General features: G+C 38.2%; 29 protein-coding genes, 1 pseudogene and 2 other annotated features. Of the genes and pseudogenes, 25 read left to right on the top strand and 5 right to left on the bottom strand.

Annotated features, from left to right (window positions below; all coding sequences use genetic code 11):
- Nucleotides 1-369: 369 nt before the first annotated feature.
- Together QRN68_RS27075 and QRN68_RS27070 are read right to left on the bottom strand one after the other, a co-directional pair.
- Nucleotides 370-873, bottom strand: coding sequence for a methyl-accepting chemotaxis protein (locus QRN68_RS27075; protein ID WP_481817443.1), 504 nt, complete (start codon nucleotides 871-873; stop codon nucleotides 370-372).
- Nucleotides 874-1,134: 261 nt separating this feature from the next.
- Nucleotides 1,135-1,680 (bottom strand): annotated as a pseudogene (locus QRN68_RS27070) (protoglobin domain-containing protein); the annotation flags it as partial.
- A gap of 444 nt (nucleotides 1,681-2,124) precedes the next feature.
- Here QRN68_RS27070 and QRN68_RS08895 point away from each other — a divergent pair.
- Entirely contained in the window at nucleotides 2,125-2,343 is a 219-nt protein-coding gene (locus QRN68_RS08895; protein ID WP_285396449.1) for a hypothetical protein, read from the top strand.
- Between the two features lie 112 nt (nucleotides 2,344-2,455).
- Here QRN68_RS08895 and corA read toward each other — a convergent pair whose 3' ends face one another.
- Together corA and QRN68_RS08885 are read right to left on the bottom strand one after the other, a co-directional pair.
- Nucleotides 2,456-3,415: a magnesium/cobalt transporter CorA gene (gene corA / locus QRN68_RS08890; protein WP_285396448.1), complete on the bottom strand. Its 960-nt coding sequence runs from the start codon at nucleotides 3,413-3,415 to the stop codon at nucleotides 2,456-2,458.
- Nucleotides 3,416-3,646: 231 nt separating this feature from the next.
- Nucleotides 3,647-4,330, bottom strand: a complete 684-nt coding sequence (locus QRN68_RS08885) for a class I SAM-dependent methyltransferase (RefSeq protein ID WP_285396447.1) — start codon at nucleotides 4,328-4,330, stop codon at nucleotides 3,647-3,649.
- Between the two features lie 124 nt (nucleotides 4,331-4,454).
- Between QRN68_RS08885 and QRN68_RS08880 the strand changes: the two genes are divergently transcribed.
- The 8 genes from QRN68_RS08880 to ispD all read left to right on the top strand — a co-directional run bounded on the left by QRN68_RS08880 (nucleotide 4,455) and on the right by ispD (nucleotide 13,140).
- Nucleotides 4,455-4,760 carry a DUF4870 domain-containing protein gene (locus QRN68_RS08880; RefSeq protein ID WP_285396446.1) on the top strand — a complete coding sequence of 102 codons (306 nt, stop codon included), beginning with the start codon at nucleotides 4,455-4,457 and terminating at the stop codon, nucleotides 4,758-4,760.
- Between the two features lie 202 nt (nucleotides 4,761-4,962).
- Nucleotides 4,963-5,433, top strand: a complete 471-nt coding sequence (locus QRN68_RS08875) for a CtsR family transcriptional regulator (protein WP_285396445.1) — start codon at nucleotides 4,963-4,965, stop codon at nucleotides 5,431-5,433.
- A gap of 14 nt (nucleotides 5,434-5,447) precedes the next feature.
- Entirely contained in the window at nucleotides 5,448-5,996 is a 549-nt protein-coding gene (locus QRN68_RS08870) for a UvrB/UvrC motif-containing protein (RefSeq protein ID WP_285396444.1), read from the top strand.
- Nucleotides 5,993-7,102 carry a protein-arginine kinase McsB gene (gene mcsB / locus QRN68_RS08865; protein WP_285396443.1) on the top strand — a complete coding sequence of 370 codons (1,110 nt, stop codon included), beginning with the start codon at nucleotides 5,993-5,995 and terminating at the stop codon, nucleotides 7,100-7,102. Before QRN68_RS08870 ends, mcsB begins: the two co-directional genes overlap by 4 nt.
- On the top strand, nucleotides 7,092-9,536 hold the full coding sequence (locus QRN68_RS08860; protein WP_285396442.1) for an ATP-dependent Clp protease ATP-binding subunit: 2,445 nt from the start codon (nucleotides 7,092-7,094) through the stop codon (nucleotides 9,534-9,536). Before mcsB ends, QRN68_RS08860 begins: the two co-directional genes overlap by 11 nt.
- A gap of 96 nt (nucleotides 9,537-9,632) precedes the next feature.
- Nucleotides 9,633-11,009 carry a DNA repair protein RadA gene (gene radA, locus QRN68_RS08855; RefSeq protein WP_285396441.1) on the top strand — a complete coding sequence of 459 codons (1,377 nt, stop codon included), beginning with the start codon at nucleotides 9,633-9,635 and terminating at the stop codon, nucleotides 11,007-11,009.
- A 343-nt stretch (nucleotides 11,010-11,352) separates the two neighbouring features.
- Nucleotides 11,353-12,438, top strand: coding sequence for a PIN/TRAM domain-containing protein (locus QRN68_RS08850; protein ID WP_285396440.1), 1,086 nt, complete (start codon nucleotides 11,353-11,355; stop codon nucleotides 12,436-12,438).
- A 12-nt stretch (nucleotides 12,439-12,450) separates the two neighbouring features.
- Entirely contained in the window at nucleotides 12,451-13,140 is a 690-nt protein-coding gene (gene ispD, locus QRN68_RS08845) for a 2-C-methyl-D-erythritol 4-phosphate cytidylyltransferase (RefSeq protein WP_285396455.1), read from the top strand.
- A 159-nt stretch (nucleotides 13,141-13,299) separates the two neighbouring features.
- Here the strand turns inward: ispD and QRN68_RS08840 are convergent, their stop codons facing one another.
- A complete protein-coding gene (locus tag QRN68_RS08840) occupies nucleotides 13,300-14,952 on the bottom strand; it encodes an SWIM zinc finger family protein (RefSeq protein WP_285396439.1) in 1,653 nt (550 codons plus the stop codon).
- Between the two features lie 273 nt (nucleotides 14,953-15,225).
- On the opposite strand from QRN68_RS08840, the gene ispF reads away from it, so the two are divergent.
- The 16 genes from ispF to QRN68_RS08760 all read left to right on the top strand — a co-directional run bounded on the left by ispF (nucleotide 15,226) and on the right by QRN68_RS08760 (nucleotide 26,826).
- The gene (ispF, locus tag QRN68_RS08835; protein WP_285396454.1) at nucleotides 15,226-15,702 is read left to right on the top strand and encodes a 2-C-methyl-D-erythritol 2,4-cyclodiphosphate synthase; all 477 of its coding nucleotides are present in this window, start codon (nucleotides 15,226-15,228) and stop codon (nucleotides 15,700-15,702) included.
- Between the two features lie 91 nt (nucleotides 15,703-15,793).
- Nucleotides 15,794-17,254: a glutamate--tRNA ligase gene (gene gltX / locus QRN68_RS08830; RefSeq protein ID WP_285396438.1), complete on the top strand. Its 1,461-nt coding sequence runs from the start codon at nucleotides 15,794-15,796 to the stop codon at nucleotides 17,252-17,254.
- Nucleotides 17,255-17,304: 50 nt separating this feature from the next.
- Nucleotides 17,305-17,522 (top strand) — a binding site (T-box leader).
- A gap of 149 nt (nucleotides 17,523-17,671) precedes the next feature.
- Nucleotides 17,672-18,322 carry a serine O-acetyltransferase gene (gene cysE / locus QRN68_RS08825; protein WP_285396437.1) on the top strand — a complete coding sequence of 217 codons (651 nt, stop codon included), beginning with the start codon at nucleotides 17,672-17,674 and terminating at the stop codon, nucleotides 18,320-18,322.
- Nucleotides 18,319-19,719, top strand: a complete 1,401-nt coding sequence (gene cysS / locus QRN68_RS08820; protein WP_285396436.1) for a cysteine--tRNA ligase — start codon at nucleotides 18,319-18,321, stop codon at nucleotides 19,717-19,719. The genes cysE and cysS overlap by 4 nt, the downstream gene beginning before the upstream one ends.
- Nucleotides 19,720-19,724: 5 nt before the next feature.
- Complete coding sequence (locus QRN68_RS08815) at nucleotides 19,725-20,144, top strand: Mini-ribonuclease 3 (RefSeq protein WP_285396435.1); 420 nt, start codon at nucleotides 19,725-19,727, stop codon at nucleotides 20,142-20,144.
- On the top strand, nucleotides 20,144-20,896 hold the full coding sequence (gene rlmB / locus QRN68_RS08810; protein WP_285396434.1) for a 23S rRNA (guanosine(2251)-2'-O)-methyltransferase RlmB: 753 nt from the start codon (nucleotides 20,144-20,146) through the stop codon (nucleotides 20,894-20,896). The genes QRN68_RS08815 and rlmB overlap by 1 nt, the downstream gene beginning before the upstream one ends.
- Nucleotides 20,897-20,898: 2 nt before the next feature.
- A complete protein-coding gene (locus QRN68_RS08805; RefSeq protein WP_285396453.1) occupies nucleotides 20,899-21,411 on the top strand; it encodes an NYN domain-containing protein in 513 nt (170 codons plus the stop codon).
- A 68-nt stretch (nucleotides 21,412-21,479) separates the two neighbouring features.
- The gene (gene sigH / locus QRN68_RS08800) at nucleotides 21,480-22,127 is read left to right on the top strand and encodes an RNA polymerase sporulation sigma factor SigH (protein ID WP_285396433.1); all 648 of its coding nucleotides are present in this window, start codon (nucleotides 21,480-21,482) and stop codon (nucleotides 22,125-22,127) included.
- Between the two features lie 76 nt (nucleotides 22,128-22,203).
- Nucleotides 22,204-22,350 carry a 50S ribosomal protein L33 gene (gene rpmG, locus QRN68_RS08795; protein ID WP_004233588.1) on the top strand — a complete coding sequence of 49 codons (147 nt, stop codon included), beginning with the start codon at nucleotides 22,204-22,206 and terminating at the stop codon, nucleotides 22,348-22,350.
- Between the two features lie 48 nt (nucleotides 22,351-22,398).
- Nucleotides 22,399-22,584, top strand: a complete 186-nt coding sequence (gene secE, locus QRN68_RS08790; protein ID WP_285396432.1) for a preprotein translocase subunit SecE — start codon at nucleotides 22,399-22,401, stop codon at nucleotides 22,582-22,584.
- A 385-nt stretch (nucleotides 22,585-22,969) separates the two neighbouring features.
- On the top strand, nucleotides 22,970-23,503 hold the full coding sequence (nusG, locus tag QRN68_RS08785) for a transcription termination/antitermination protein NusG (RefSeq protein WP_285396430.1): 534 nt from the start codon (nucleotides 22,970-22,972) through the stop codon (nucleotides 23,501-23,503).
- Nucleotides 23,504-23,729: 226 nt separating this feature from the next.
- The gene (rplK, locus tag QRN68_RS08780) at nucleotides 23,730-24,155 is read left to right on the top strand and encodes a 50S ribosomal protein L11 (protein WP_004233593.1); all 426 of its coding nucleotides are present in this window, start codon (nucleotides 23,730-23,732) and stop codon (nucleotides 24,153-24,155) included.
- Nucleotides 24,156-24,274: 119 nt separating this feature from the next.
- Nucleotides 24,275-24,973: a 50S ribosomal protein L1 gene (rplA, locus tag QRN68_RS08775; RefSeq protein ID WP_285396429.1), complete on the top strand. Its 699-nt coding sequence runs from the start codon at nucleotides 24,275-24,277 to the stop codon at nucleotides 24,971-24,973.
- 61 nt (nucleotides 24,974-25,034) lie between these two features.
- Nucleotides 25,035-25,180 (top strand) — a sequence feature (ribosomal protein L10 leader region).
- A 32-nt stretch (nucleotides 25,181-25,212) separates the two neighbouring features.
- Nucleotides 25,213-25,713, top strand: a complete 501-nt coding sequence (gene rplJ / locus QRN68_RS08770; RefSeq protein WP_068986555.1) for a 50S ribosomal protein L10 — start codon at nucleotides 25,213-25,215, stop codon at nucleotides 25,711-25,713.
- A gap of 71 nt (nucleotides 25,714-25,784) precedes the next feature.
- Entirely contained in the window at nucleotides 25,785-26,147 is a 363-nt protein-coding gene (gene rplL, locus QRN68_RS08765) for a 50S ribosomal protein L7/L12 (protein WP_285396428.1), read from the top strand.
- A 76-nt stretch (nucleotides 26,148-26,223) separates the two neighbouring features.
- Entirely contained in the window at nucleotides 26,224-26,826 is a 603-nt protein-coding gene (locus QRN68_RS08760) for a class I SAM-dependent methyltransferase (protein WP_285396427.1), read from the top strand.
- Nucleotides 26,827-26,947 lie beyond the last annotated feature (121 nt).

The raw sequence follows: 26,947 nt of genomic DNA, 5'->3' as shown, positions 1-26,947 counted from the left end.
AAATCCTTTTACCACTCAATAATAAACCTATTTTTTTCCTAATCAACACGCTTGAAAAATTATGTTAGAAGACTTTCAATTGTCTCATTTTACAATTGTTTTCCCCATGTCAATCTACAAAAATTGCTTTTATCATTTACTTTTCGGAAGAAATAAATAGTGTTAGATTCTCATGTTTTAATTCGATAGGTTCAAAAATCCTTTCGATAATAATAGTATAATCCATATTATTACAAAAATAAAACAATTCCCCGAAATAAGGGAATTGTTATCTAAATTTAAGGAATATGGGATTTGAACAAAATGTATAATAATTTCTAATCCTAATAAAGTTTTTCCAAAATACGAATGTCCATCTGTTTTCATCTTTTACACATTTAGCTCATTTACAACATTGATAAGCGAGTCAGAAGAGGAAGAAACAAGCGTAGCTCCTTGTGACAGCTCAGTTATTAAATTGGAGATGGCTGAAATATCTTGTGATGTATTAACATATTGCTGTTGAATCCCTGCAACGGCTTCAGCAATATCATTAAATGATGTTGATAAACTTTGTTGTGTATTTACACTATGTTGAATCTTTTGGTCAACGTTAATAACGGAATTCGACATTGTTGTAATATTACTTTCCGTTTCTTTAATGAGATGGGAAACGTTTTGCACAGCATTTTTGGTTTCTTCAGCAAGCTTACGGACCTCATCTGCAACAACAGCAAAGCCCTTCCCATGCTCACCGGCACGAGCTGCCTCAATAGAAGCATTTAGTGCTAATAAATTTGTTTGATCTGCAATACCAGTTACAAGTCCAACAATTTCTGAAATCTTCTGAGAGGAAGTACGTAGCTGGTTCATTGTTATCTCAAGACTGTTCACACTTTGTAAAATGACTTGTATTAAATCGTTCTGCTCTTGTAGCTGCTGTTGCCCTCGTCTAGATTTATCCTGCGTATCTGCAACGAAGCTTAAACCTTGTTTAGTAGCTACTGCTATATCATCTGTTTGAGAGGAGATGACTAGTAACGAAGCTGCTGTCTCCTCACTAATTGAGTTTAGCTCCTCTGCAGTTTTTTGAATGGTAGTAACAAGAGAGTGCTTTGTTTCAGCAGCTTCTGTACGAATGCGTTCTTCTTCTTTTTCATACGCCTCTATGACAAGCTGTTGCTCGAAGTTAATAATTTTGCAGAAGGCATTAATGGCACGAATTGCATCATTCTTAGAAATGTCTAACTCATTGACAAAGTTTGTAAAAGTTGAAGTTAATGACTGGAATGAAGCGATATACCACTTTGACTGTAGACCAATGCGAACATGGGTCTCGGCAATTGCCTTTCGTTCGTTGATATAAGAGTCATTAATATTGCTTTCAAAAATATCACTTAAATGTTTATGTAAAGTAACCTTTAAACGGTTAATATGTGAAGTTCTATTAATAATATTAACTAATTCCGGACTTAAACTAATCGCTGTATAAAATTGTTCTACCATTTTAGGAATTAGATCCTTAGCTAAAGGTTGTAGTTGTTTAATAATGGTTAAATCCTCAGTCGATAAATCTAATAATTGCAATTGTTTTTGTAATCTAGGGTGATTAGAAACATCTAAACGCACATTGTTCTGAAATGCCTCAGGTGTTAACGTTATTGAGTAGCTAGCATTGCTGTTTTTTGTAAACCAACTCATTGTTGTTTGCTCCATTCTTTATAAATGCAAAATAAATATATCAATAAAGGCCCTTTGTAAAAATTGTAAAGTTTGTTAACGTCCTAAATATATTGTATTTTATCATTTTACTATTTTTTGTTGGTTATTTGGTTAAAAATTTCGTTTATTTCTAAAATTTTTTATAATAATGACAGACGATTGTCGATTAAACGCCATGAAATATACTTTTTTAAAGAGAATGAGCAAATTGAATTCTAAATAGGAAACATGTAAAATACGAACTGTTTAGCTTTATCTTCAAGATCCTACCTCTGAAGGTGAAGAATTAATGCTGATGTGGTCTCTTTTCAGTGGATGTTCAAACACCTACTGAATGAAGATAAAGACTTCGGACGCAATTAAGCCAAGGCGAAATTGATAAAAATCGTACGTGGAAAAAATAGGTTTAAGGAGGGGGATTGCATGGAGAAAAAACGTTTTAAATTTGTTATTCCAGTCATGGTAATTGTAGCAATTGGCTCAGTTTATATGTTAAGAAAATACTATGCTGAAGTACCAAATTTAGATCAATTACTAATTACAATTTGTGCAACATTATTTTCAGGGGTACTCGCATACTTTTTATTTCCACAGCAGAGTGAAAATAAAATTGATGATCGTGGGCCGTCCAAGCAAAAATAAGGTTATTAGCAAGAATCTGCTGCTTCTTCAGAGTGAAAACTGAAGGGACTCGCAGATTCTTTGCTTTTATGTAACCTGTGAAATGATGTAAATACTACTGGTCTTGAAAAGCCTAAGTTTTAAATAATTTGAACCAGCCTTTCATTTTAAAAATGACGAGCATAAATAGTGCAATTAAAATCATCAAAATAAGCACGATAAAGTAGCTATATCGACCATGAAGTTCAGGCATATTATCAAAGTTCATACCATAAACACCAGCTATAAATGTTAACGGAATGAAAATGGTAGATACAATAGTTAATGTCATCATAATGCCATTCATACGGCTAGAGCTCATCGCCATATAGCTATCACGCATATCAGCTGTAAGTTCACGATTGGATTCTACCATTTCTGTAAGCTTTAGCAGATGATCGTAAATATCGCCAAAGTAAGCTCGTTCAGACTTTTTTAGTGAAAAACGATAAGAATTAAGTATCCGATATAATAAATCACGCATCGGTAATATTGTGCGACGCAAATGAAGCAAATCACTGCGGAATTCGAACACAATTTTCATGGCATTGGGGTTATTTTGATAGGTAAGCTCGTCTTCAAGTACATTTAAATGATCCTCGATTTTATAGACAAGTGGAAAATAGCTATCAACGATTTTATCGATTACCTGATACGTTAAATATACTGTGCCTCGTTCCCAATTCTTTGGCTGTTTTTCTAGCATCTTTTGTACTCGATCTATTTCAGGTGCTACGTTTTTATGGAATGTAACAATAAATTTATTAGAAACAAAAATATTTACTTCCTCAGCTATTAATTCTTCGTTAACCCTTTGAATAACAAAGAAATGGAAATCATCATAAAAATCGAGTTTTGGCCGCTGTAAACGCATTAAGCAATCTTCTATAGCAAGTGGATGGAAGTGGAAGAATGTATCTAACAGTAGTTCTTCATCATCGGTCGGACAATTAAAATCGACCCAGTACCATTCAAATTCGTTTTTGTGTATATCCTCAAGTGGAAAGTCCTTTATAACCTGTTGGTTTTTTGTAATTCCAATTGTACGTATCACAGCATTCACCTCACTTCTGTTGACTCTATCCTAACAGGTATGTTTGTCTTTACAACAAATAGCGCCTTAAATTTTATCTCGTACTAACGGGCAATAATTTATCTGTACCGAAAGCGAAGCGTCAGGCACAAGACTCCCACCTAAAAATTAAGGTGGGAATTTAACAAGTCCGACTGGTGAAGACTAATCATCAGTGATGGATGGAGAAAGCCCCATGATTAAAGTTTCACATTATTCGCCTTCTTTATAGCATATCCAACCGCCAAATAAAGTAGTGGCAAAGAATCTAGATGATCTTGTAAAGCCTGCCTGCTGTAATAGTGATAAAATGTCCTCTTCACGCATAAATGAAAGAGAACGTATGGATTTCTCCATTTCTGCTACCTCTGATGGTGATAGCTTTGTATGCTGTAGCCAATATGCACGCCACAAATCAAATTGTAACTCCGTTTCTAAAGAACCTAGTTGCCCGTATTTTGAGACGAGCACAAATGGTGCACCAGGTTTTAAATTATTTGCTATTTCCTTTAATGTTGCAAGTTTTTCTTGATGATCATTGATAAAATGAAGTACTAAAATACAGCTAGCAGCATCAAATTTCACTGAAGGCAGTAAAGTATCTAGTATAGTGCCTTGATGTAAAGACATATTATTAGGTAGAGGTTTTAAACGTTCTTCAGCAATTTGTAGCATTGCTGAAGAAGGATCTATGCCAACAAATGACCAATGAGCCCTTTTCTCAGCGAGCTGTAAAATTTCATTGCCGCTTCCTGAACCAACGATTAAAAAATCAGCTTTCTCGGGTAATGTAGATTGATAAAAGGTTTGTGTTAAACGCAGCATCGCATCATAACTAGGTAGCGTACGGCGAATGCCTTTTTCATATTCGTTTGCAAGTGTGTTATTAAATTCCATTGAGTATCACATGCCTTTCAAAAATTTTATATAAATCCAATTAAAATGTTGAAACTATCTAGGGTATAAATCCGTAAATAAAGTACATAAAACAAAATAAAATGATAAGGAAGGATTGATATAAATGGAAACAAAATGGTCTAAGGTAATCATACACGCAAGTGCGTTTTTCGCGCCATGGATAGTACCAATTATATTTTTCTTAATTAGTTCTGATGAAGAAATAAAAGCAATCTCCGTCCAAGCATTGCTGTTCCAAATTATAATGTGGGTTTTAATTGCAATTTCAAGTATTTTAAGCTTTTTACTAATTGGTATTCCGTTCTTAATTATCTTCGGAATTATGTTATTCGTTGTCCCAATTATCGGTATTGTGAAGGCTTTATCTGATATGCCTTGGCGTTATCCAATTGTTGGTCGTTGGGTATAATTTTTATAGACGCAAGTATATGCTAGTGGCATATGCTTGCGTTTTTTTCATTGATGATAAGGGTAAATTATAGGTATGAGCGGGGCTTTCGACATTTCAGTGTGCGAAATAATTGCAATTATTTTCAAGCGTTTTGTATAATATACTCAAAGAAAGTCAAAGATAGTCAAAGTCAGTGGAGTAAGCGAGGTGTATTCCTAAAATGCGTAATATATCAGACATCATAGAAGGCTACTTAAAGCAAGTACTTGAATTAGGTGGAGAAGGGCATATTGAAATAAAACGTAGTGAAATTGCAGATAAATTTCAGTGCGTGCCCTCACAAATAAATTATGTAATTAATACAAGATTTACTGCCGAACGAGGTTACCTTGTTGAAAGCAAACGTGGTGGTGGTGGATACATTCGAATTTTACGTGTCCGTGCGAATTCACAAATTGATCTAATCGACGATGTCCTCAGGCAAATTGAAGGTGGGGCATCGCAAACAATGGCAGAAGATTTAGTTTATCGACTAATTGATGAGCAGGTAATTTCAAAGCGAGAAGCGAAAATAATGTTAGCGGCAGTTGATCGCTCAACTATAGATTTGCAACTCCCTTTACGGGATAACATTCGGTCAAGAATATTACGAGCGATGCTAACAACGATTAAATATGAACAGCAAAAATAAAAGAGGTGATGGAAATGATTTGCGAACATTGTAAGCAACGTAATGCAACAGTTACCGTAACACAAGTTCAAAGTGGTCAAAAGGTGGAGCATCATTATTGTGACGTCTGCGCCTCTCAGTTCCATCCATTTCATGCAGAATTTAAACAGGAGCCAGTATCAATACAACAGCTATTATCCAATTGGTTTGGCTCACCTTCGTGGCAGCAACAAAAAGTAGGTGAAAAACAGCAGGCGCAACCACAACCGCAAACCTGTCCACAATGTGGATTTACGTATAAACAGTTTTTAAAAGAAGGTAAATTTGGATGCCCTAGCTGCTATGACACCTTTAGCGAGCACTTACCGAAGCTCTTTAACCGTATCCAGGCTGGTCCTCAACATATAGGGAAAATGCCTGGTGCCAGGAGCAATGTTTATGTTATCAAAAAGCAAATTGAAGATATTCGTAAACGTATGAAGGTTGCTGTAGATGAAGAACATTTTGAAGAGGCAGCCAAGCTTCGTGATGAAGCCAAGGAACTTGAGAAGCAGCTACAATTTGAAGGCGGTGATGTGTCGTGATGATTGAATCGTTTTTAGAACGTGCAACACCAATATGGATGAGTGTAGAGGACGATTATTCAGATATTGTCATTAGTACACGCATCCGTCTTGCTCGAAATTTAGATGGTTATCGCTTTCCATTAGCTTTTACAGAGAATGAGGCATTACAGGTGGAGCAGGCAGTTACACATGCAATAAAGGATAGTACGAAACTTCAAGAAAATTACTCTTATTTTGCTATTAAGGATTTAACATCTTTACAGCGTCAAATACTTGTTGAAAAACATTTAATTAGTCCTCAGCTTGCAAAAAAAGAGCTAGTGGGTTCCATACTTTTATCTGATGACGAATCAACTAGCATTATGGTGAACGAAGAAGACCATTTACGCATTCAATGTATGGCGGCCAGTTTTCAACTTCAAAAAGCATATGAACAGGCCAATAAAATTGATCGTATCTTAGAGAAAGCATTGCCTTTTGCATTTCGAGATACATTTGGTTATTTAACAAGCTGTCCAACAAATATTGGTACTGGTTTGCGAGCATCTGTCATGATGCACCTACCAGCCCTTACACTCACAGGTCAGATGAATCAAATCATTAATGCAATGACACGATTAGGAATGACAGTGAGGGGAATATATGGAGAAGGTAGTGAAAATTTAGGTAATGTTTACCAAGTGTCGAATCAGATTACACTAGGAAAAACAGAGGATGATATTTTAGCGGACATTCAAAGTGTCGCTGAAAAAATAATTCAGAAAGAACGGCATGCAAGAGGTAAGTTAATGGAAAAAGCAGAGCTTGCCCTAGAAGACCGCGTATACCGTGCTTTAGGTACCTTAACACATGCTCGAATTTTAACGAGTGAGGAAGCGGCTACTTGCCTATCAAATGTTCGTTTAGGGGTTGATTTACAGCTAATTAAAGGTATTAAAGCGACGACTTTAAACGAATGTGTTGTCAGTATGCAACCTGGATTTTTACAGCATTATGCAGGGGATGTTTTGCCACCTGCTGAGCGAGATCGCGCACGAGCTGAAATGCTTCGTGAGGCATTATTTCAAGAAAATATGAGTAAGCCTATTATTGGGGAAAAAGGAGAGGGTTCATTTGATGTTTAATCGTTTTACACAACGCGCGCAAAAAGTTTTACAGCTTGCACAAGAAGAGGCTATTCGTTGGAAACACGAATCAATTGGAACAGAGCATATTCTATTAGGGCTTATCCGTGAAGGCGGTGGTATTGCTGCAAAAGCATTGGAAGCCATTGATATTAGTCCTCAAATGATTGAAGCAGGTATTGAAGAGCTCGTAGGGAAAGGTAAAGAGGATGTTGGTCCAATTGTCCACTACACACCTCGAGCTAAAAAAGTAATAGAACTATCAGTCGATGAATCACGCAAATTAGGTCATTCTTATATAGGCACAGAGCATTTACTATTAGCACTTATTCGTGAGGGTGAAGGTATAGCGGCTCGTGTATTAAACAATGCTGGTGTCGGATTAAATAAAGCTCGTCAGCAAGTGCTATTGTTATTAGGTAATAACGATAATGCTCAATCTGGTCAACAAGCTGCACAGGCAGCAAATACACCAACATTAGATAGTCTTGCGCGTGATTTAACGCAAATTGCTCGTGAAGGCACTTTAGATCCGGTCATTGGTCGAAGCAAGGAAATTACTCGTGTTATCGAGGTACTGTCTCGCCGTACAAAAAATAACCCTGTACTGATCGGTGAGCCTGGTGTCGGTAAAACGGCTATTGCTGAAGGTTTAGCACAGCAAATTATTAATAATGAAGTGCCAGAAATCCTTCGCGACAAACGTGTTATGACACTTGATATGGGGACAGTTGTTGCTGGAACAAAATATCGTGGTGAATTTGAAGATCGCTTGAAAAAAGTAATGGATGAAATTCGCCAAGCAGGCAATGTTATTTTATTTATCGATGAATTGCATACATTAATCGGCGCAGGTGGTGCAGAAGGTGCCATTGATGCCTCAAATATTTTAAAACCATCTTTAGCTCGTGGTGAGCTTCAATGTATTGGTGCGACAACACTAGATGAATATCGTAAATATATTGAGAAGGATGCGGCATTAGAGCGTCGTTTCCAACCGATTCAAGTTGATGAGCCAACTGTAGAAGAAGCCATTCTAATTATTCAAGGCTTACGTGATCGTTATGAAGCACATCACCGTGTGAAAATTACCGATGAAGCAATTGAAGCGGCAGCGAAAATGGGAGACCGTTATATTTCTGATCGTTTCTTACCAGATAAGGCAATTGACTTAATCGATGAAGCGGGCTCTAAAGTACGTTTACGTTCATTCGCAGTGCCACCAAACTTAAAGGCACTTGAAGATAAACTTGAAAATGTACGCTCTGAAAAGAATGCAGCTGTCTCAGGTCAAGAATTTGAAAAGGCAGCGTCATTAAGAGATACAGAGCAAAAGCTAAAAGATGAAATTGAAACTACAAGAAAAAATTGGAAAGAAGAGCAAGGGAAAGCTGAATCAAAAGTTACAGTGGATGATGTAGCAGCGGTTGTTTCTATGTGGACTGGAATTCCAGTGTCAAAAATTGCTTCTGAAGAATCTTCTAAGTTATTACAGCTTGAAGAAGAGTTACACAAACGCGTTGTAGGTCAAGGAGAAGCAGTAGAAGCAATTTCTCGTGCCATTCGTCGTGCAAGAGCTGGCTTAAAAGATCCGAAACGACCAATTGGTTCATTTATTTTCTTAGGTCCTACTGGGGTTGGTAAAACAGAGCTTGCAAGAGCATTAGCTGAAGTTATGTTTGGCGATGAGGACGCAATGATTCGCGTTGACATGTCTGAGTACATGGAAAAACATTCGACTTCACGTTTAGTTGGTTCACCTCCGGGCTATGTAGGCTTTGATGATGGTGGTCAGCTAACAGAAAAGGTTCGTCGTAAACCATATTCTGTAGTATTGCTAGATGAAATTGAGAAGGCACATCCAGATGTTTTCAATATCTTACTGCAAGTACTAGAAGATGGCCGTTTAACGGATTCTAAAGGTCGTGTGGTAGATTTCCGTAACACAGTTGTTATTATGACATCAAACGTTGGTGCGGATGCTTTAAAATATCAGAAAAACCTTGGCTTCAATGTAGGTGGTACTGATACGAAGTATAAAGATATGAAGGGTACAATGCTGGAGGAATTGAAAAAAGCATTCCGTCCAGAATTCTTAAACCGTATCGATGAAATGATCGTCTTCCACTCACTAGAAAAAGAACACTTAAAAGAGATTGTTGCGATGATGGCGAATGCTTTAACAAAACGTCTGAAAGAGCAAGATATTACGTTAGAGTTAACGGATTCGGCTCTTGAGAAAATCGCTGAGGAAGGCTATGATCCTCAATATGGTGCTCGTCCACTACGCCGTGCATTACAAAAACAAGTAGAAGACCGTTTATCGGAAGAGCTACTGAAAGGTAATGTAGAGAAGGGCAATCAAGTTATCATTGATTATGTGAATGATGAGTTTGTTGTAAAGAAAAAAGAGGAAGTTTCTACTTCTAAATAATCGCGATTTAAAAAGACAGCAAGGCTTTAAGTGCCAAGCTGTCTTTTTTTATGTACAATAATAAATATAAGAACAAATATTCGAGGTGAAGGCGTTTTGGCAAAGAAAAAAACGAAATTTGTATGCTCAGGCTGTGGCTATGAATCTGCGAAATGGATGGGTAGATGCCCAGGGTGTGGGGAATGGAATAAGATGGTTGAAGAGATAGAGGTCGTTGCAAAAGGACCACGAGGGGCATTCCAACATTCTGCTACAGTTACCCAAAAGGCTCTCCCTATTATGCAGGTTGAAGCCGCTGAGGAATCACGAGTTGCAACAGAAATGAGTGAGCTTAACCGAGTGTTGGGTGGAGGCATCGTGCCAGGTTCTCTTGTATTAATCGGGGGTGATCCTGGGATTGGGAAGTCGACGTTATTATTACAAGTATCTGCATTACTTTCGAATAAGGGACATCGCGTGCTCTATATTTCTGGTGAGGAATCTATTCGTCAAACAAAGTTACGGGCGGAGCGTTTAGGCGTGATATCTCAGGAGCTTTATATATATTCTGAGACGAATTTAGAGTTTTTAAATCAGACGATTGATGATGTGCAACCAAAGTTTGTTATTGTCGACTCCATTCAAACCGTTTTTCATCCTGAGGTAACGAGTGCACCAGGTAGTGTATCACAGGTGCGTGAATGTACAGCGGAACTCATGCGAATCGCAAAAACAAAAGGAATTGCCATTTTTTTAGTGGGACATGTAACAAAAGAAGGGCAAATCGCAGGACCACGTATTTTAGAGCATATGGTTGATACGGTATTGTATTTCGAAGGAGAACGACATCATAATCACCGTATTTTACGTAGCCAAAAAAACCGCTTTGGCTCTACAAATGAAATTGCTATTTTTGAAATGCTTCAAGGAGGCCTAAAGGAAGTTTTAAATCCGTCTGAGTTGTTCTTACAGGAGCGTTCACAAGGAGCGGCAGGGTCGACAATTGTTGCATCAATGGAAGGTACACGACCAATTTTAGTTGAAATTCAGTCGCTTGTAACACCAACAAGCTTTAATTATCCGAAACGAATGGCAACAGGTGTCGATCAAAACCGTGTGCAACTGCTTATGGCAGTCCTTGAAAAGAGAATGGGGCTCATGCTACAGGCACAGGATGCATATATTAAAGTTGCTGGCGGTGTGAAGCTTGATGAGCCTGCAATTGATTTGGCGGTGTTGACAAGCATTGTTTCAAGCTTTAAGGATCAAGCTGTCGGAGCAACCGATTGCTTTATTGGGGAAGTAGGATTGACGGGAGAGGTGCGTCGAGTATCTCGTATTGAACAGCGTGTCATTGAGGCAGCGAAGCTCGGATTTAAACGAGCCTTCATACCAGCCTCGAATATCGGCGGCTGGGATTTTCCGCAAGGTATTGAAATAGTTGGTGTAGAAACAATAAAAGATGCATTGAATACTTGCTTTAGAGAGCTATAAAGAAGTTTGTGCATGTTGGACAATGTCTGACATGCACTTTTACTTACAATAGCAGATTTTTATTTAAAAAAACTTTGGTTTTTGAAATTCATAGATTGAAAGTAGGAAACTCAAAGAGGAGAGTTGACGTCCTAGTTAACGTCTGAGCAATGGTTCCAGGGACACCACAGAGTAGTTTTTATTGAGGATGAAGGACCAATTCAGTGCTTGATTTATCCTCTTTCATTAGAATAGAAATGATTTATCAAAAGAAGAGAATTTAACGATTTTTTGATGGGTTCATAAAAGATTTTCTACAGTAAACTATGTATAATTATATATTAAGAATTGGAGGTGACAGTTTATGAAAAAATTTGTTCAAATTGCTTTTTTACTGATTGGAGGAGCATTAGGCCTTGTTTTCTTACCGCCATTATACGAATTGCTTCATTTATCATCTAATCCTTGGCTTGATAATCCCTACGTATCAGTAGCTTTAGGATCACTATTACTGTTTACATTATCGTTTGCCTTTTCTGATTATTTTGTAAGGCTCATTAGCTGGATGGAAGAGGTGCTATTTAAGGTACCTGTTGGAGACTTATTATTTGGAACACTGGGCCTCATTATCGGGCTAATCGTTGCGTATTTTTTAGGCTTTGCAATCGATATTGTTGATCTACCGATTATTACAAAGGTTTTACCAATTATACTGTCATTTGTACTTGGATATTTAGGGTTCCGTGTAGGCTTTAAAAAGCGGGATGAATTAATCCAGCTATTTACATTGCGTGGTAATAATGCGAAGAAAAAATTACCTGAAGGTGTTGAACTTCAAGAAGCAAGAGGAAGCTATAAACTGTTAGATACGAGTGTTATTATCGATGGTCGTATTGCAGATATTTCTGAAACAGGCTTTATTGAAGGTGTATTAGTTGTACCTCAATTTGTCCTCACTGAGCTCCAGCATATTGCAGATTCTTCGGATACGTTAAAGCGTACAAGAGGTCGTCGTGGTTTAGATATTTTAAAGAAACTACAGGATGAGCGTATGACGAAGGTTGAGATTACTGAAGAGGATTTTGAGGATGTACAAGAGGTCGATTTAAAGCTAGTACGTCTTGCCAAGAAAAGGGGTAACGATACACAGATTGTGACGAACGACTTCAACCTCAATAAAGTGTGCGAGCTACACCACGTAAAAGTATTAAACATCAATGATTTAGCAAATGCTGTGAAGCCTGTCGTTATTCCAGGTGAGGATATGCAAGTGATGGTCATTAAAGATGGGAAAGAGCATAATCAAGGGGTTGCTTATTTAGATGATGGCACAATGATCGTTGTTGAAGGTGGACGTAGCTATATAGGACAGGCAATTACGGTAACCGTAACAAGTGTTCTACAAACATCAGCAGGTCGTATGATTTTTGCTAAACCAAAGGATGACTAGGAAGTGACAAATGTGCAATATGAAGTAGTATTGCCTGCTGCAGGAAGCGGAAAGCGAATGGGAGCGGGGCAAAATAAGTTATTTTTAAATCTTTTAGAGAAACCGATTCTCATACACACGTTGGAAGTATTTGAACAGGATAGCCAGTGTACAGGCATTTGGCTTGCTGTGAAGCCAGAAGAACGAGCATTTATTCAAGAAATGCTCGAGAAGTATGGAATTTCTAAAGTCAAAGGCTTGCCTAATGGTGGTGCTGAGCGACAGCATTCTGTTCATTCGTGCATGAAAGAAATGAAGCAGGTCGATATTGTGCTTGTGCATGATGCTGCGCGTCCGTTCATTACGCATGACATTATTGCGAATCTTGTACAAAGTGCACATGATTTTGGCGCTGCGATTGCAGGTGTTCGTGCGAAGGATACGATGAAAAAAGTACGTAATGGTGTAATTGAAGAGACAATTGATCGTGAAAGCTTATGGATGATTCAAACCCCACAGGCATTCCAATTTGATTTGATTGTGGAGGCGGAGGATGTCGCTGAGAAAGTGGGCTTTCTTGGTACCGATGAGGCGATGCTAGTTGAACGTCTTGGTCATAAGGTGCATGTTGTCGAAAGCAGCTACGAAAATGTAAAGATGACGACGCAAGAAGATTTAGTTTTTGGTGAAGCGATATTACAGAAACGCGCTAAAAAGCAATGAAATGCTAGAATAAATGAAACATTAGAGGCAAGGTATGAAAACCGAGCCTCTTTTTTGCTTTGATATTTCTGCTCATTTTTTATAAGTTTGAGGGCTCTCTTCAAGATAAAATCTGTTTCAACAATTTCTAACAGTACTTAATCTCCTCGAGTGTTATCTCTATTTTTGTATGTTCTTTAGTTCCTCCATAAAAGCACGGCGTTTTGGATACGCTTGTAGTAAGTCAGAAATTAATTGCTTTGCTTCAATGGTGTAGCCTGCCTTACGCATAATGTTGATAGAATGGCAAACGTCTTGATAACTTTTGCGATTAGAGGACATTTGAGCATCGGCAGTGATGGCGTCAATGAATAGCGCACAAACTTCTTCATAGTACTGTTCTTTTATGTATTTATAATAGTACTCGATTCTGATTGGATGTTCTTTGCAATAGTCTAAAATGCGTTTAGTTTGTTTTTCCTCTACAATGATGTGCGTATATAAATGAGAATTTTTAAGTCGATCTAATAGTTCTTCAAAAACTTCAGGCCATTGTTCAGCAGGGTGTAGTGCTTTGAATTCTGCATAGTAAGAATACTCACCAGATAGCACCAGTTGCAATGCCAATTCGCGCATGTCTTCTGTATGTCCGAGTGCTTTATGAGCGATAAATGCGAAATTTCTCCATTTTTTAACGATCCCCGCTGATTTTTCATCTACTTGTAGCCCATCCGCTGTTAACTGTAATACTTTTTCATAGTCACCGAGGTTGATGGCAGATTTGATCATTAGTTCACGCATATCGTAGTCCTCAATATGCCGTTCTAAAAATGCCTCTATGTCCTTACTACTATATTTAACCTCTAGCAAGTGAAGCTCTATTTCTCTTAACCGCTTATTCATATATTGTGCACTCCAATCATCTGACGGACTTTTCATTGAGTGAATAAGGGTTTTAAATTGTTTCTCGATAGCATCATCATTACAAAGAGGGACACAGGAATGAAGCAAATGAATACGCCAATCTGACCAACCATTTAACTCGTGGTCCATTGCTTCTTGAATAACAAGGTCATATATCATTGCTGATTGCTCTTTTGACCAAACATCTCCCCCCTCGTTAATCGATTGACTAATTAATTCTAAGCTGTCCTCAATGGCACCACCGAAATAGCCATTAGAGTCATCGCTATATTGCAGTGCATCGAATGTATGTTTGAAGCAAAGAAAGCTAAGCTTAATAGCTGTTATATAGTCCCCTTGGTCAAAATGTTCCTGTGCGTGTTGAAGGGTTGTGTAGACGCCTTTTAACGCTTTCGTTGCTTGATTGCGTGGGATAAAGCCGCGATCCTCTCCCTTTTTTAGATGATGAATAATTAATTGTTCGGCTGCTTTTAATATATCTTTTGGTTCCGTTAGTAGCATTTCTAACTCTTGCAGAAAGCTAGGGGAGTTCTGTCCAACTTTTAGAATTAATGTTATTAGATTTTCCTTGGATTGAGTAGCTAGCAATTGCTGTAATGTTGGTTTTTGTGCTTTAGATGACTTAGATACTGAAACACGAGGATTGTTTAGCTGCCCCTGAATTTCATAGAGTGCAGCGGCAATATGCTTACAAATGTCGTCATAGGGGCAATCGCATTCGGCGTGTGTAATGTCGCCGTTTGCTTTAACGACGATATCTACAATATACAGCTCAGACCCCTCAACCTCAGCCTGCCAATTGCTGTCGTCAATTTGTATAATATCAATGACATGACCATCCATATAATAATTGTGCCCACGCTGTACAATTACTTTGTTAAACTGCTTTTCAAATGAATTGATGTTCATTTCTACACCGCCTTATCGTATTAGGTTAAGGCAAGCATAACAAAAAATGTGAGGAAAGCGAGAGACAAATATTATCAGGCTTGTCGAAACACGCATTTCCTAGGAAATATGTTAAAATGTGAGGGTATAATATAGAGTAAATAAAAAAGTAAAGGCAGGTGAATGAGACTGCCTCATAAGCTGAATAGAAGCTTTTTAAATCTGCCAATCTGGGCCTTTTAGCTGGTGGATTTTCCTATTTTATTTAACTTATTAGACAGTCTCGGGTATCATATGTTTCGAGTAGGACAAGGATTTGATGTACATGCATTTGAAGAAGGACGCCCATTAATTATTGGGGGCATAATAATTCCTCATGAAAAAGGGCTAGTAGGGCATTCAGACGCAGATGTTTTATTACATACTGTCACAGATGCAGCATTAGGGGCTATTGGCGAAGGAGATATCGGTCGTCATTTCCCAGACACAGATCCTGCGTTTAAGGATGCAGATTCAGCGAAATTATTAGAGCATATTTGGAAGATTATTGAGGACAAGGGTTATGTTCTAGGTAATGTGGATTGTACGATTATGGCACAACGTCCAAAAATGGCACCGTATATTGAACAAATGCAAAATCGTATTGCTGAATTACTTCATGCAGAACCTTCTCAAGTGAATGTCAAGGCAACAACAACTGAGCGTTTAGGTTTTACAGGTCGCGAGGAAGGGATTGCAGCAATGGCGACAATCCTATTGATGAAGAAGTAAAAGCAGGCTCTCTGCGCTTTTATTTCCTGTAACAGAGTGGTAAAATGAACAAAGTCAATTTTTTGATCGAAAATTTAGGAGGCTTTTAATTATGGCGAAAGAAGTTCGTGTTCGTTACGCGCCATCCCCTACTGGTTTCTTACATATCGGTGGAGCGCGTACAGCGTTATTTAACTATTTATATGCAAAACATCATAACGGTAAATTCATTGTACGTATTGAAGATACGGATATCGAGCGCAATGTAGAAGGCGGAGAAGCATCTCAGCTTGATAACTTAAAATGGTTAGGTATCGAATATGATGAGTCAATCGATATTGGTGGACCGTATGCACCTTATCGTCAAATGGAGCGTCTTGATATTTATAAAGAGCACGCTGAAAAGCTTTTAGAGCAAGGTTTAGCTTATAAATGCTTCTGTTCTTCAGAGAAATTAGAAGCATCTCGTGAAGAGCAAAAAGCACGAGGTGTTGCAGCTCCAACTTATGATGGTACTTGTCGTCATTTATCAGTAGAGGAAGTTGCGGCTAAAGAAGCTGCAGGTGAACCATACACAATTCGTATGCGCGTACCTGAAAATGTATCATATGAATTTGAAGATTTAGTACGTGGGCAAGTAACATTTGAGTCAAAAGATATTGGTGACTGGGTACTTGTTAAAGCAAACGGTATTCCAACGTATAACTATGCGGTAGTGCTAGATGATCACTTTATGGAAATTTCACATGTATTCCGTGGTGAAGAGCATTTATCGAATACACCAAAACAAATGATGATTTTTGATGCATTTGGCTGGGAATATCCACGCTTTGGTCATATGACATTAATCATTAATGAAAACCGTAAAAAATTATCAAAACGTGATGAATCAATTATTCAATTCGTCACACAATATAAAGATTTAGGATACCTACCTGAAGCAATGTTCAACTTCTTTGCATTACTTGGCTGGTCTCCTGAAGGGGAAGAAGAGATTTTCTCAAAAGAAGAATTTATTAAAATCTTTGATGAAAAACGTCTTTCAAAATCACCATCTATGTTCGATAAGCAAAAGCTTACATGGATGAATAACCAATACATTAAAAAGCTATCTTTAGAAGAAGTAGTGGCATTATCTTTACCACACTTACAAAAAGCTGGTTTATTACCAGAAGAGCTGACAGCGGAAGAACTTGCATGGGCGACAGATTTAATCGCACTTTATCATGACCAAATGAGCTTTGGTGCTGAAATTGTAGAACTATCTCGCCTATTCTTTAACGATCACATTGAATATGATGAAGAAGCAAAAGCAGTTTTAGCTGGTGAGCAAGTACCTGAGGTTATGGCAGCATTTAAAGTGCAGCTTGAAGGTTTAGAAGAATTTACGCCTGATACTGTTAAAGCCGCTATTAAAGCTGTTCAAAAAGAAACAGGTCACAAAGGGAAAAATCTATTTATGCCAATCCGCGTTGTAACAACGGGTGAAACGCATGGCCCAGAGCTTCCTAACGCGATTTGCTTAATTGGCAAACAGAAAACAATTGACCGTGTAGAAAAACTTGCGCAATAAGTAGAAATTGATTGACAATTTATTAGTTCGTTGTAAAATGTATTTAAATTGAGAAAGCGTTGATAGGGAGAAGTAAGTGGCGCATGCTCTAAAGAGAGGACCATCACCGGCTGAAAGTGGTCTGAGCCTAGGCAAAACTGAAATGCACCTTTGAGCATAAAGCTGAACAATAGTAGGCTTTATCGATTCGTTCCCGTTATAGAACGTCCAGAGTGGAAGGTTTTTGCCTTCAATCAGAGTGGAACCGCGCAAATTTAGCGTCTCTGTCATTCCTTTTTGGGATGATAGGGGCGCTTTTTTATGTTTTAGTCATTTGACGGTGGCACAATTCTACTCAACTAACTCTGCAGCGAATCAACGTTAGCTACAGTGTGTCAAAGGGTCAAGGCCAATCAAAACGAAAAGGGGGAGTTTTTTGTGTTTAAAAGAATGAAGGAAGATGTAGAAACAATCTTTGAGAATGATCCAGCAGCGCGTAGTGTGTTTGAAGTTGTGCTAACATACTCAGGTCTACATGCTACATGGGCGCATCGAGTTGCCCATTGGTTCTTTAAAAGGCGCTTTTATTTTATAGCTCGTACTATTTCACAAATTAGTCGCTTCTTTACTGGAATTGAAATTCATCCTGGAGCGAAGATTGGTCGACGTTTCTTTATTGACCATGGGATGGGCGTTGTTATTGGCGAAACATGTGAGATTGGTGATAATGTAACATTGTATCAAGGGGTAACTTTAGGTGGTACAGGAAAAGAAAAGGGGAAACGCCATCCGACATTAAAGGACAATGTACTAGTTGCGACAGGAGCAAAAGTATTAGGTTCTATTACAATTGGTGAGAATAGTAAAATTGGTGCAGGTTCAGTTGTCTTAAAAGAAGTGCCACCAAACGCTACAGTTGTCGGTATTCCTGGTAAAATTGTGATTAAGGATGGAGTCCGTCTAGAGAAAAAACTAGACCACCAAAATATACCTGACCCTGTAGAAGAACGTTGTCAAGGTTTCGAGAAACAGATTGCAGCATTGCAGCAGGAAATCGAGAGCTTACAAAAGGAGAGAGAAACACAATGAGTATTCAAATTTTCAACTCATTAACACGACAAAAGGAAACTTTCGTACCGCTAGAAGAAGGCAAAGTGAAAATGTATGTTTGCGGTCCGACTGTTTATAATTATATCCATATTGGGAATTCGCGTCCTGTTATTGTTTATGATACAGTACGACGTTATTTTCAATATAGAGGCTATGATGTGAAATTTGTATCCAATTTTACGGATGTAGACGATAAAATTATTAAGGCAGCAAATGAGCTGGGCGAAGAAGTACATGAATTAACAGAGCGCTTCATTGCTGCGTATTTTGAAGATGTTACAGCATTAGGCTGCAAGAAGGCAGATGTACACCCACGCGTTACAGAGCATATGGATGATATTATACAATTCATTCAAGTTTTAATCGATAAAGGCTATGCTTATGAGTCAGCTGGAGATGTCTATTACCGAACTCGTAAATTTAATGGCTACGGTAAACTATCTCATCAATCGGTGGATGATTTAAAAATTGGTGCTCGTATTGAAGCTGGCGAGAAAAAAGATGATGCATTAGATTTCGCTCTATGGAAAGCTGTTAAGCCAGGTGAGATTTATTGGGAAAGCCCTTGGGGAAAAGGTCGTCCGGGTTGGCATATTGAATGCTCGGTAATGGCACGTGAACATTTAGGAGATACTATTGATATTCATGCTGGTGGGCAAGATTTAACTTTCCCGCATCACGAAAATGAAATTGCACAATCTGAAGCTCATAATGATAAAACATTTGCACGTTATTGGATGCACAATGGGTATATTAATATTGATAATGAAAAAATGTCCAAATCTCTTGGCAATTTTATACTCGTTAATGATATTCGTAAACAAATTGATCCACAAATCTTACGCTTCTTTATGCTTTCTGTACATTATCGCCATCCAATTAACTTTTCAAAGGATTTAGTGGATGCAGCCGCAACTGGTTTAGAACGAATTCGTACTGCCTACAACAATGTTAAGCATCGTTTAACAGCAACTGCTAGCCTAGGTGATCATTCAGAAGAATGGCTTGGAAAAATTGCTGAACAAAAAGCGTATTTTGAAGAAGCAATGGATGACGATTTTAATACAGCCAATGCCATTTCCGTATTATTTGAATTAGCACGTATCGCAAATATTTATTTAAATGAAACAAATACCGATGAAAAAGTATTATTGCGTTTTGTTGAAACTTTTGAGGTGTTAGGTGACGTCTTAGGTATTGAATTTGCAAAAGAAGAAGAGCTATTAGACGAAGAAATTGAAGCACTTTTACAGGAGCGTGTAGAAGCGCGTAAAAATCGTGATTTTGCTCGTTCAGATGAAATTCGTGACCATTTGCAAGCGCAAGGTATCATTTTAGAAGATACGCGACAAGGAACTAGATGGAAACGAGGGTAAGTAACTTGGATAAACTCCGCAACGAAGATGTCAAGCAATTGAATGCATTAGCGTTAGCCTATATGGGAGACGCAGTTTTAGAGCAAAAGGTACGAGAGTATTTGCTACGTGCCGGCCGTGTTAAACCTAATACACTTCATAGAGAAGCGACGTGTTATGTATCAGCGAAAGCGCAATCTATGATTGTACATCGAATGATGGATGAAGGCTTTTTAACAGAGGAGGAATTGGCTGTGTTCCGTCGTGGACGCAATGCCAAATCCGGCTCTGTGCCCAAAAATACAGATGTTCAAACATACCGTAATAGCTCAGGCTTTGAGGCGGTGCTTGGTAGTTTATATTTATTAAATGAATTAGAACGCGTGTATGCAATCATTGCATACGCTATTCAAATAATCGAGGAATCAAAAGGAGTGTCGAAATAATGGCAGAGCAAAATGGTGAAATTATTGCCGGTAAAAACCCAGTGTTAGAAGCACTTCGTTCAGGCCGCGATATGAATAAAGTATGGATTGCAGAAGGTGTAAAAAAATCAGGGGTTAATGAATTACTAGATTTGGCACGAGAACGTGGCGTCATTGTTCAATTTGTCCCGAAAAAAAAGGTTGATCAATTATCAGATGCCAATCACCAAGGAATTGTCGCCTCTGTTGCAGCATACCAATATGCAGAGCTAGAGGATTTATTTGCTGCGGCAGCAAAAAAACAAGAAGACCCATTTTTCTTGATTTTAGATGAGCTAGAGGATCCGCATAATCTGGGCTCTATTATGCGAACTGCTGATGCTATAGGTGCACACGGTATAATTATCCCGAAGCGTCGTTCCGTAAGTTTGACAGCTGTAGTGGCAAAGTCTTCAACGGGAGCAATAGAGCATGTACCTGTCGTGCGTGTTAATAACCTAGCGCAAACAGTAGAAGAGCTAAAAGAACGAGGAGTATGGATCGCAGGTACAGATGCTAAAGGTTCTGCGGACTATCGTAAAATGGATGCAACATTACCGCTAGCGATTATTATTGGTAGTGAAGGTAAAGGCATGAGCCGCTTGTTAAAAGAGAAATGTGACTTTTTATATCATTTACCGATGATTGGACATGTCACATCACTAAATGCATCGGTAGCTGCTGCACTTTTAATGTATGAAGTGTATCGTAAACGTCAAGAAGCGAATGATTGACAATGAACAACATTTTGCTTGTTGACGGCTATAATATGATTGGAGCTTGGAAAGAGCTACGGCCATTACGAGATACGAATTTTGAAGATGCGCGTAAGAGATTAATTGAGCTTATGGCTGAGTATAAGGCGGCCATGGGCTGGCGCGTAATTATCGTTTTTGATGCACATCTTGTACCAGGTGTGGAGCAATCTTATTTAGAAAATGATGTCGAAGTCATTTATACACGAAAAAACGAAACAGCAGATGAACGTATTGAAAAAATGACAAGAGAACTAAAAGCTAGAAATGTTCAAATTCATGTAGCAACTTCGGATATGGCAGAGCAAAGTGTAATTTTTGGTAACGGTGCTTTGCGAAAATCGGCAAGAGAGCTAGAAATTGATCTGGGTATTATCCAGCATAAAATTTCTCATGATGTGAAACGAAAACAGGATAGCAAGCCGCCATCTCGCATAGAGCTAAAGCCTGATATTGCTTTGGCCTTTGAAAAATGGCGACGTGGTTTGAAATGATTGATTGACTCATATTTTCCAATTCCGTTATACTGTTCCTAATTATCTGTTGTGGCTGAGGTGATACCATGTTTAAAAATAGTATTGTACAAGTGACACAAGATTTTGAACGATTCAATGATGAAGAACTTATTGAAATGGTGCATCAAGGTAATACAGATGCGTTGGATTATTTAATTACGAAATACCGTTTGTTAGTAAGAGCAAAGGCTAGATCATATTTTTTAATTGGTGCGGATAAAGAAGATATTGTGCAAGAGGGCATGATTGGTTTATATAAAGCCATTCGTGATTTTAAGGGAGACAAGCTAGCTTCTTTTCGAGCTTTTGCTGAGCTATGTATTACAAGACAAATTATTACGGCTATTAAAACTGCTACAAGACAAAAGCATATACCACTAAATTCTTACGTTTCTTTGGACAAGCCTATTTTTGATGAAGAGTCAGATCGTACATTAATGGACGTGTTAACAGGTGCTATTATGGATGATCCGGAAGAATTAATGATTCATAGAGAAGAGTATGGTTACTTAGAAGAAAAGATGAGTGAGATTTTAAGTGAATTAGAGTTACAAGTGTTAGCTCTTTACTTAGATGGCCGGTCTTATCATGAAATTTCCGCGAAATTAAATCGTCATGTGAAGTCCATTGACAATGCTTTGCAACGAGTAAAGCGTAAATTAGAGCGACATTTAGTGCTTGAAGAAATGTCCTAGCGGTAGCATACCCTTGTTGACATTGACAAATATAGGTGTTAGTCTTGAAAAGACAAAGTGCCGAAAAGGTGATTATATGGCAAAAAAAGTCGTTTTAAATTGTGAAAAATGTGGATCGAGAAATTACACGTTTCCTGCTAAGGAAGGTTCAACTGTACGCCTCGAATTAAAGAAATTTTGCTCACATTGCAATGAACATACAATGCATAAACAAACGCTATAAAATAATTTGTAAATAGACAGATATGATTGATTCGGAGGTCAGGCTAGAATGGGCAAGATTAAAGGCTTTTTCAGCAATGTAATGTCGGAAATGCGCAAAACAAGCTGGCCAAAAAGTAAAGAACTGACGAAATATACAGTCGTTGTAATTTCAACTGTTGTAATTATGGCTTTATTTTTTGTGTTAATTGATTTAGGCATTTCATCATTACTTCGCTGGTACTTAGAGTTATAATTTAGTAAATAGCATGTTAATACTTCTGAAATAGCCCGTCATTACAATAAACGGGTTTTTTCGTTTGTTTTATCTTCATTCAGCGTATGTTTTTATAGCGAAAGCAAAGCGACAGCTACAATTACGCCAAGGTGAAATTGAAGAAGTGAACTGCAATAAAATATTCTTAATATGGTAAGTATGCTACTAGGGATAGTATGAGGGTAGCAATAGATGACTATGCTAGTTTGGGTATATATCATCAGGCTTTCGCTAGGCTATTAGCGGAAGCTATGTTTTTCTAATGGGTAGTTTGTGAAAAGAGTAAAGGATACGCTTAGCATATCGTGATTCATTTTTTCACTTTTATTTGTAAGGGAGGGACGGACGAGGAGTCCTAGTAGTTATGGAGAAAAATTGGTATGTTGTTCATACGTATTCAGGGTATGAGAACCGCGTAAAAGCAAACCTAGAGAAACGTGTAGAAACAATGGGTATGCAGGATAAGATTTTCCGTGTTATTGTGCCTGAACACGAAGAAACAGAAATGAAGGATGGGAAAAAGCGTACAATGATGCGTAAAGTTTTCCCTGGCTATGTTTTAGTAGAGCTAATTATGACAGATGATTCGTGGTACGTTGTACGTAATACACCAGGTGTAACTGGCTTTATAGGTTCATCTGGTGGCGGGGCAAAGCCTACACCTTTATTACCTGAAGAAGCGGATCGTCTACTACAACAAATGGGAATGACTGACAAAGTTGTCGAAGTTGATATTTCTGTTGGGGAAGCGGTAGAAGTATTAGAAGGGCCTTTTGCTCACTTCCAAGGACGTGTTGAAGAAATTGACACTGAAAAAGGAAAAGTGAAAGTTTCTGTTGATATGTTTGGTCGCGAAACAATTATGGAACTAGATTTTGAACAAATACAAAAAATGTAGTTCTAGTAACTAAAGTGTCATACGTCTGATGCGTATGTCGCAGATTTTGTTAATTACTACTTGCTTAAAAAAAATAAAAGTGGTATCATTTCAAGGTCAGACTGTCAGACTTTAGTTTGACGTCTGTAATGATAATTTTAATGTTATCGGCACTTAGCTGACAGACAGATATTGAGTGGGAGGGGCAACCCAATTACCACATCACGGACTTAAGGAGGTGTGTCTCGTGGCTAAAAAAGTTATTAAAGTTGTAAAACTTCAAATCCCTGCTGGTAAAGCAAATCCAGCTCCACCGGTTGGTCCTGCATTAGGTCAAGCGGGTGTGAACATCATGGGATTCTGTAAAGAATTCAATGCGCGTACTGCAGATCAAGCTGGTCTTATTATCCCAGTTGAAATTTCAGTATTCGAAGACCGTTCTTTCACTTTCATTACAAAAACTCCACCTGCAGCAGTTCTACTTAAAGTAGCAGCTGGTATCCAATCTGGATCTGGTGAACCAAACCGTAAAAAAGTGGCAACGGTTAAACGTGATAAAGTTCGCGAAATCGCTGAAACTAAAATGCCAGACCTTAACGCTGCTTCAGTTGAAGCTGCAATGTTAATGGTTGAAGGTACTGCACGAAGCATGGGTATTGTTATCGAAGACTAATCCCATTACTTGATGATGTATTTGTTTTTTGGAAGGTTGCGGAGTTTCTTTGTGAACGCGCAACCTTTATTCGTGGGAGGTAAAATCCGCTATAACCACAATCAAGGAGGAATTATATAATGGCTAAAAAAGGTAAAAAACTGCAAGATGCAGCAAAATTAATCGACCGTAACGCAGTATACGGCGCACAAGAAGCAATCGAACTTGCTCAAAAAACTAGCTCAGTGAACTTCGACGCTACTGTAGAAGTTGCTTTCCGTCTAGGAATCGATACTCGTAAAAATGACCAACAAATCCGTGGTGCAGTAGTGTTACCAAACGGTACTGGTAAAACTCAACGCGTATTAGTATTCGCTAAAGGTGAAAAACTTAAAGAAGCTGAAGCAGCTGGTGCTGACTATGTAGGCGATGCAGAATACATCCAAAAAATCCAACAAGGTTGGTTCGATTTCGATGTAATCGTTGCAACTCCTGACATGATGGGTGAAGTTGGTAAACTTGGTCGTGTATTAGGACCTAAAGGTTTAATGCCAAACCCTAAAACTGGTACAGTTACTTTCGACGTAACAAAAGCTATCGAAGAAATTAAAGCTGGTAAAGTAGAATACCGTGCTGATAAAGCTGGTATCATCCACGCTCCTATCGGTAAAGTTTCTTTCTCTGCAGAAAAATTAGTAGAAAACTTCTTAACTGTATTTGACGTAGTGCAAAAAGCAAAACCTGCTGCAGCTAAAGGTACTTACATGAAATCTGTAAACGTTACAACTACAATGGGTCCAGCTATTAAAATCGACGCTTCAAACGTAGTAGTAAAATAATAAAAGATTTTACACAAATCTATTGACGGTGCTATATATCCATGATATTATAGTTGCTGTTGTGAATCATCCATTTGTACCGTAGACAGTAGGAGTGACTTGTCACTTAATGATCCTACCGAGGACATCGGAATTCGGATTCTTATTTAAAGATGATGACTTTCAGCCTCTGCGTCTAATTGACCCAGAGGCTTTACTTTTGTCGGTATAAATGACCCATTCTAATAGGAGGTGTCATCATGAGCAAAGCAATCGAAAACAAACAAGTACAAGTTCAAGAGATTACTGAAAAATTCCAAAACGCTGCTTCTGTAGTAGTTGTGGATTACCGTGGTCTTAACGTTGCACAAGTGACTGAGCTTCGTAAACAACTTCGTGAAGCTGGCGTTGAGTTCAAAGTTTACAAAAACACTTTAACTCGTCGTGCTACTGAAGCTGTTGGCCTTGAAGGAATCAATGACGTATTAGTTGGTCCTAACGCAATTGCGTTCTCAAATGAAGATGTTGTAGCTCCTGCTAAAATCATCAACGAGTTCGCTAAGAAAAATGAAGCTTTAGAAATTAAAGCAGGTATTATTGAAGGTACAATCTCTTCTGTTGAAGATGTTAAAGCACTTGCAGAACTTCCATCACGCGAAGGTCTTCTTTCTATGCTTTTATCTGTACTTCAAGCTCCAGTGCGCAACTTCGCACTTGCAACAAAAGCTGTTGCAGAACAAAAAGAAGAACAAGGCGCGTAATTTTATACGCACTATAACTTCTGCGGCCTGACCGCAACAATAAAACATTATCCAATTAGGAGGAAATTATAATGAATAAAGAGCAAATCTTAGAAGCTATCAAAGCTATGACAGTTCTTGAATTAAACGATTTAGTAAAAGCTATCGAAGAAGAATTCGGTGTAACAGCTGCTGCTCCTGTAGCAGTAGTAGGTGGTGCTGCTGCTGGCGCTGCTGAAGAAAAAACTGAGTTTGACGTAGTATTAGCATCTGCTGGTGCAGAAAAAATTAAAGTAATCAAAGTGGTTCGTGAAATCACTGGTTTAGGTCTTAAAGAAGCTAAAGAAGTAGTAGATAACGCTCCTAAAGCTCTTAAAGAAGGCATTTCTAAAGATGAAGCTGAACAAATCAAAGCTAAACTTGAAGAAGTTGGCGCATCTGTAGAAGTTAAGTAATCTCGCGTTACTTTTAAACAAGAGGAAAGCTCGTCATTGTGGCGGGCTTTTTTCTTCATTCTGAGGAGGCGTGAAAATGTCTGATCATTATTATACAAGTAAGCCTCAAACTGAGAGTAAACCTCGTCATTGGACCTTCAAATTATTAGGTCATACGTTTTCTTTTGAAACGGACGCAGGTGTATTTAGTAAAAGCGAAGTAGATTTTGGATCCCGTGTTTTGATAGATGCTTTTCAAATGCCTGATATTGATGGTGCAATTTTGGATGTGGGTTGTGGCTACGGACCGATAGGATTATCCATTGCCAAAACAAACCCGGATCGTACCGTTTTGATGATGGATATTAATGAACGTGCAGTTACGCTTTCGCAAAAAAATGCGCAAGGAAACGGAGTTCAAAATGTACGAATATTTGTGAGTGACGGACTATCGATGGTCGACGAAAATGTAAAAGCTGCAGCTATATTAACCAATCCTCCAATTCGTGCGGGAAAGGATACAGTTTTCCGTTTTTACGATGGTGCTTACGACAAGTTAGCGACATCTGGTGAGCTGTGGGTAGTGATACAGAAGAAGCAAGGTGCACCATCAACGGTAAGTTACTTAGAGGAAAAATTTTCAGAAGTCGATGTTGTAGAGAAGAAAAAAGGGTACTGGATAGTACGTGCAAAAAAATAAGTGAAATATGTATAAAATATTGACTTGACAAATCGGCTATGATAACATGATACAATGCAAAAATATTATTTTGAGGTCGTGTGCCCTTTTGTATATGATTGTTTTAATGTGGGTATACTTG

This window comes from Lysinibacillus sp. fls2-241-R2A-57, from assembly GCF_030209535.1.
Lineage (GTDB): Bacteria > Bacillota > Bacilli > Bacillales_A > Planococcaceae > Lysinibacillus.
Note: the sequence above shows the minus strand (reverse complement) of the source record. Positions and strands in the feature narration are given on the sequence as shown.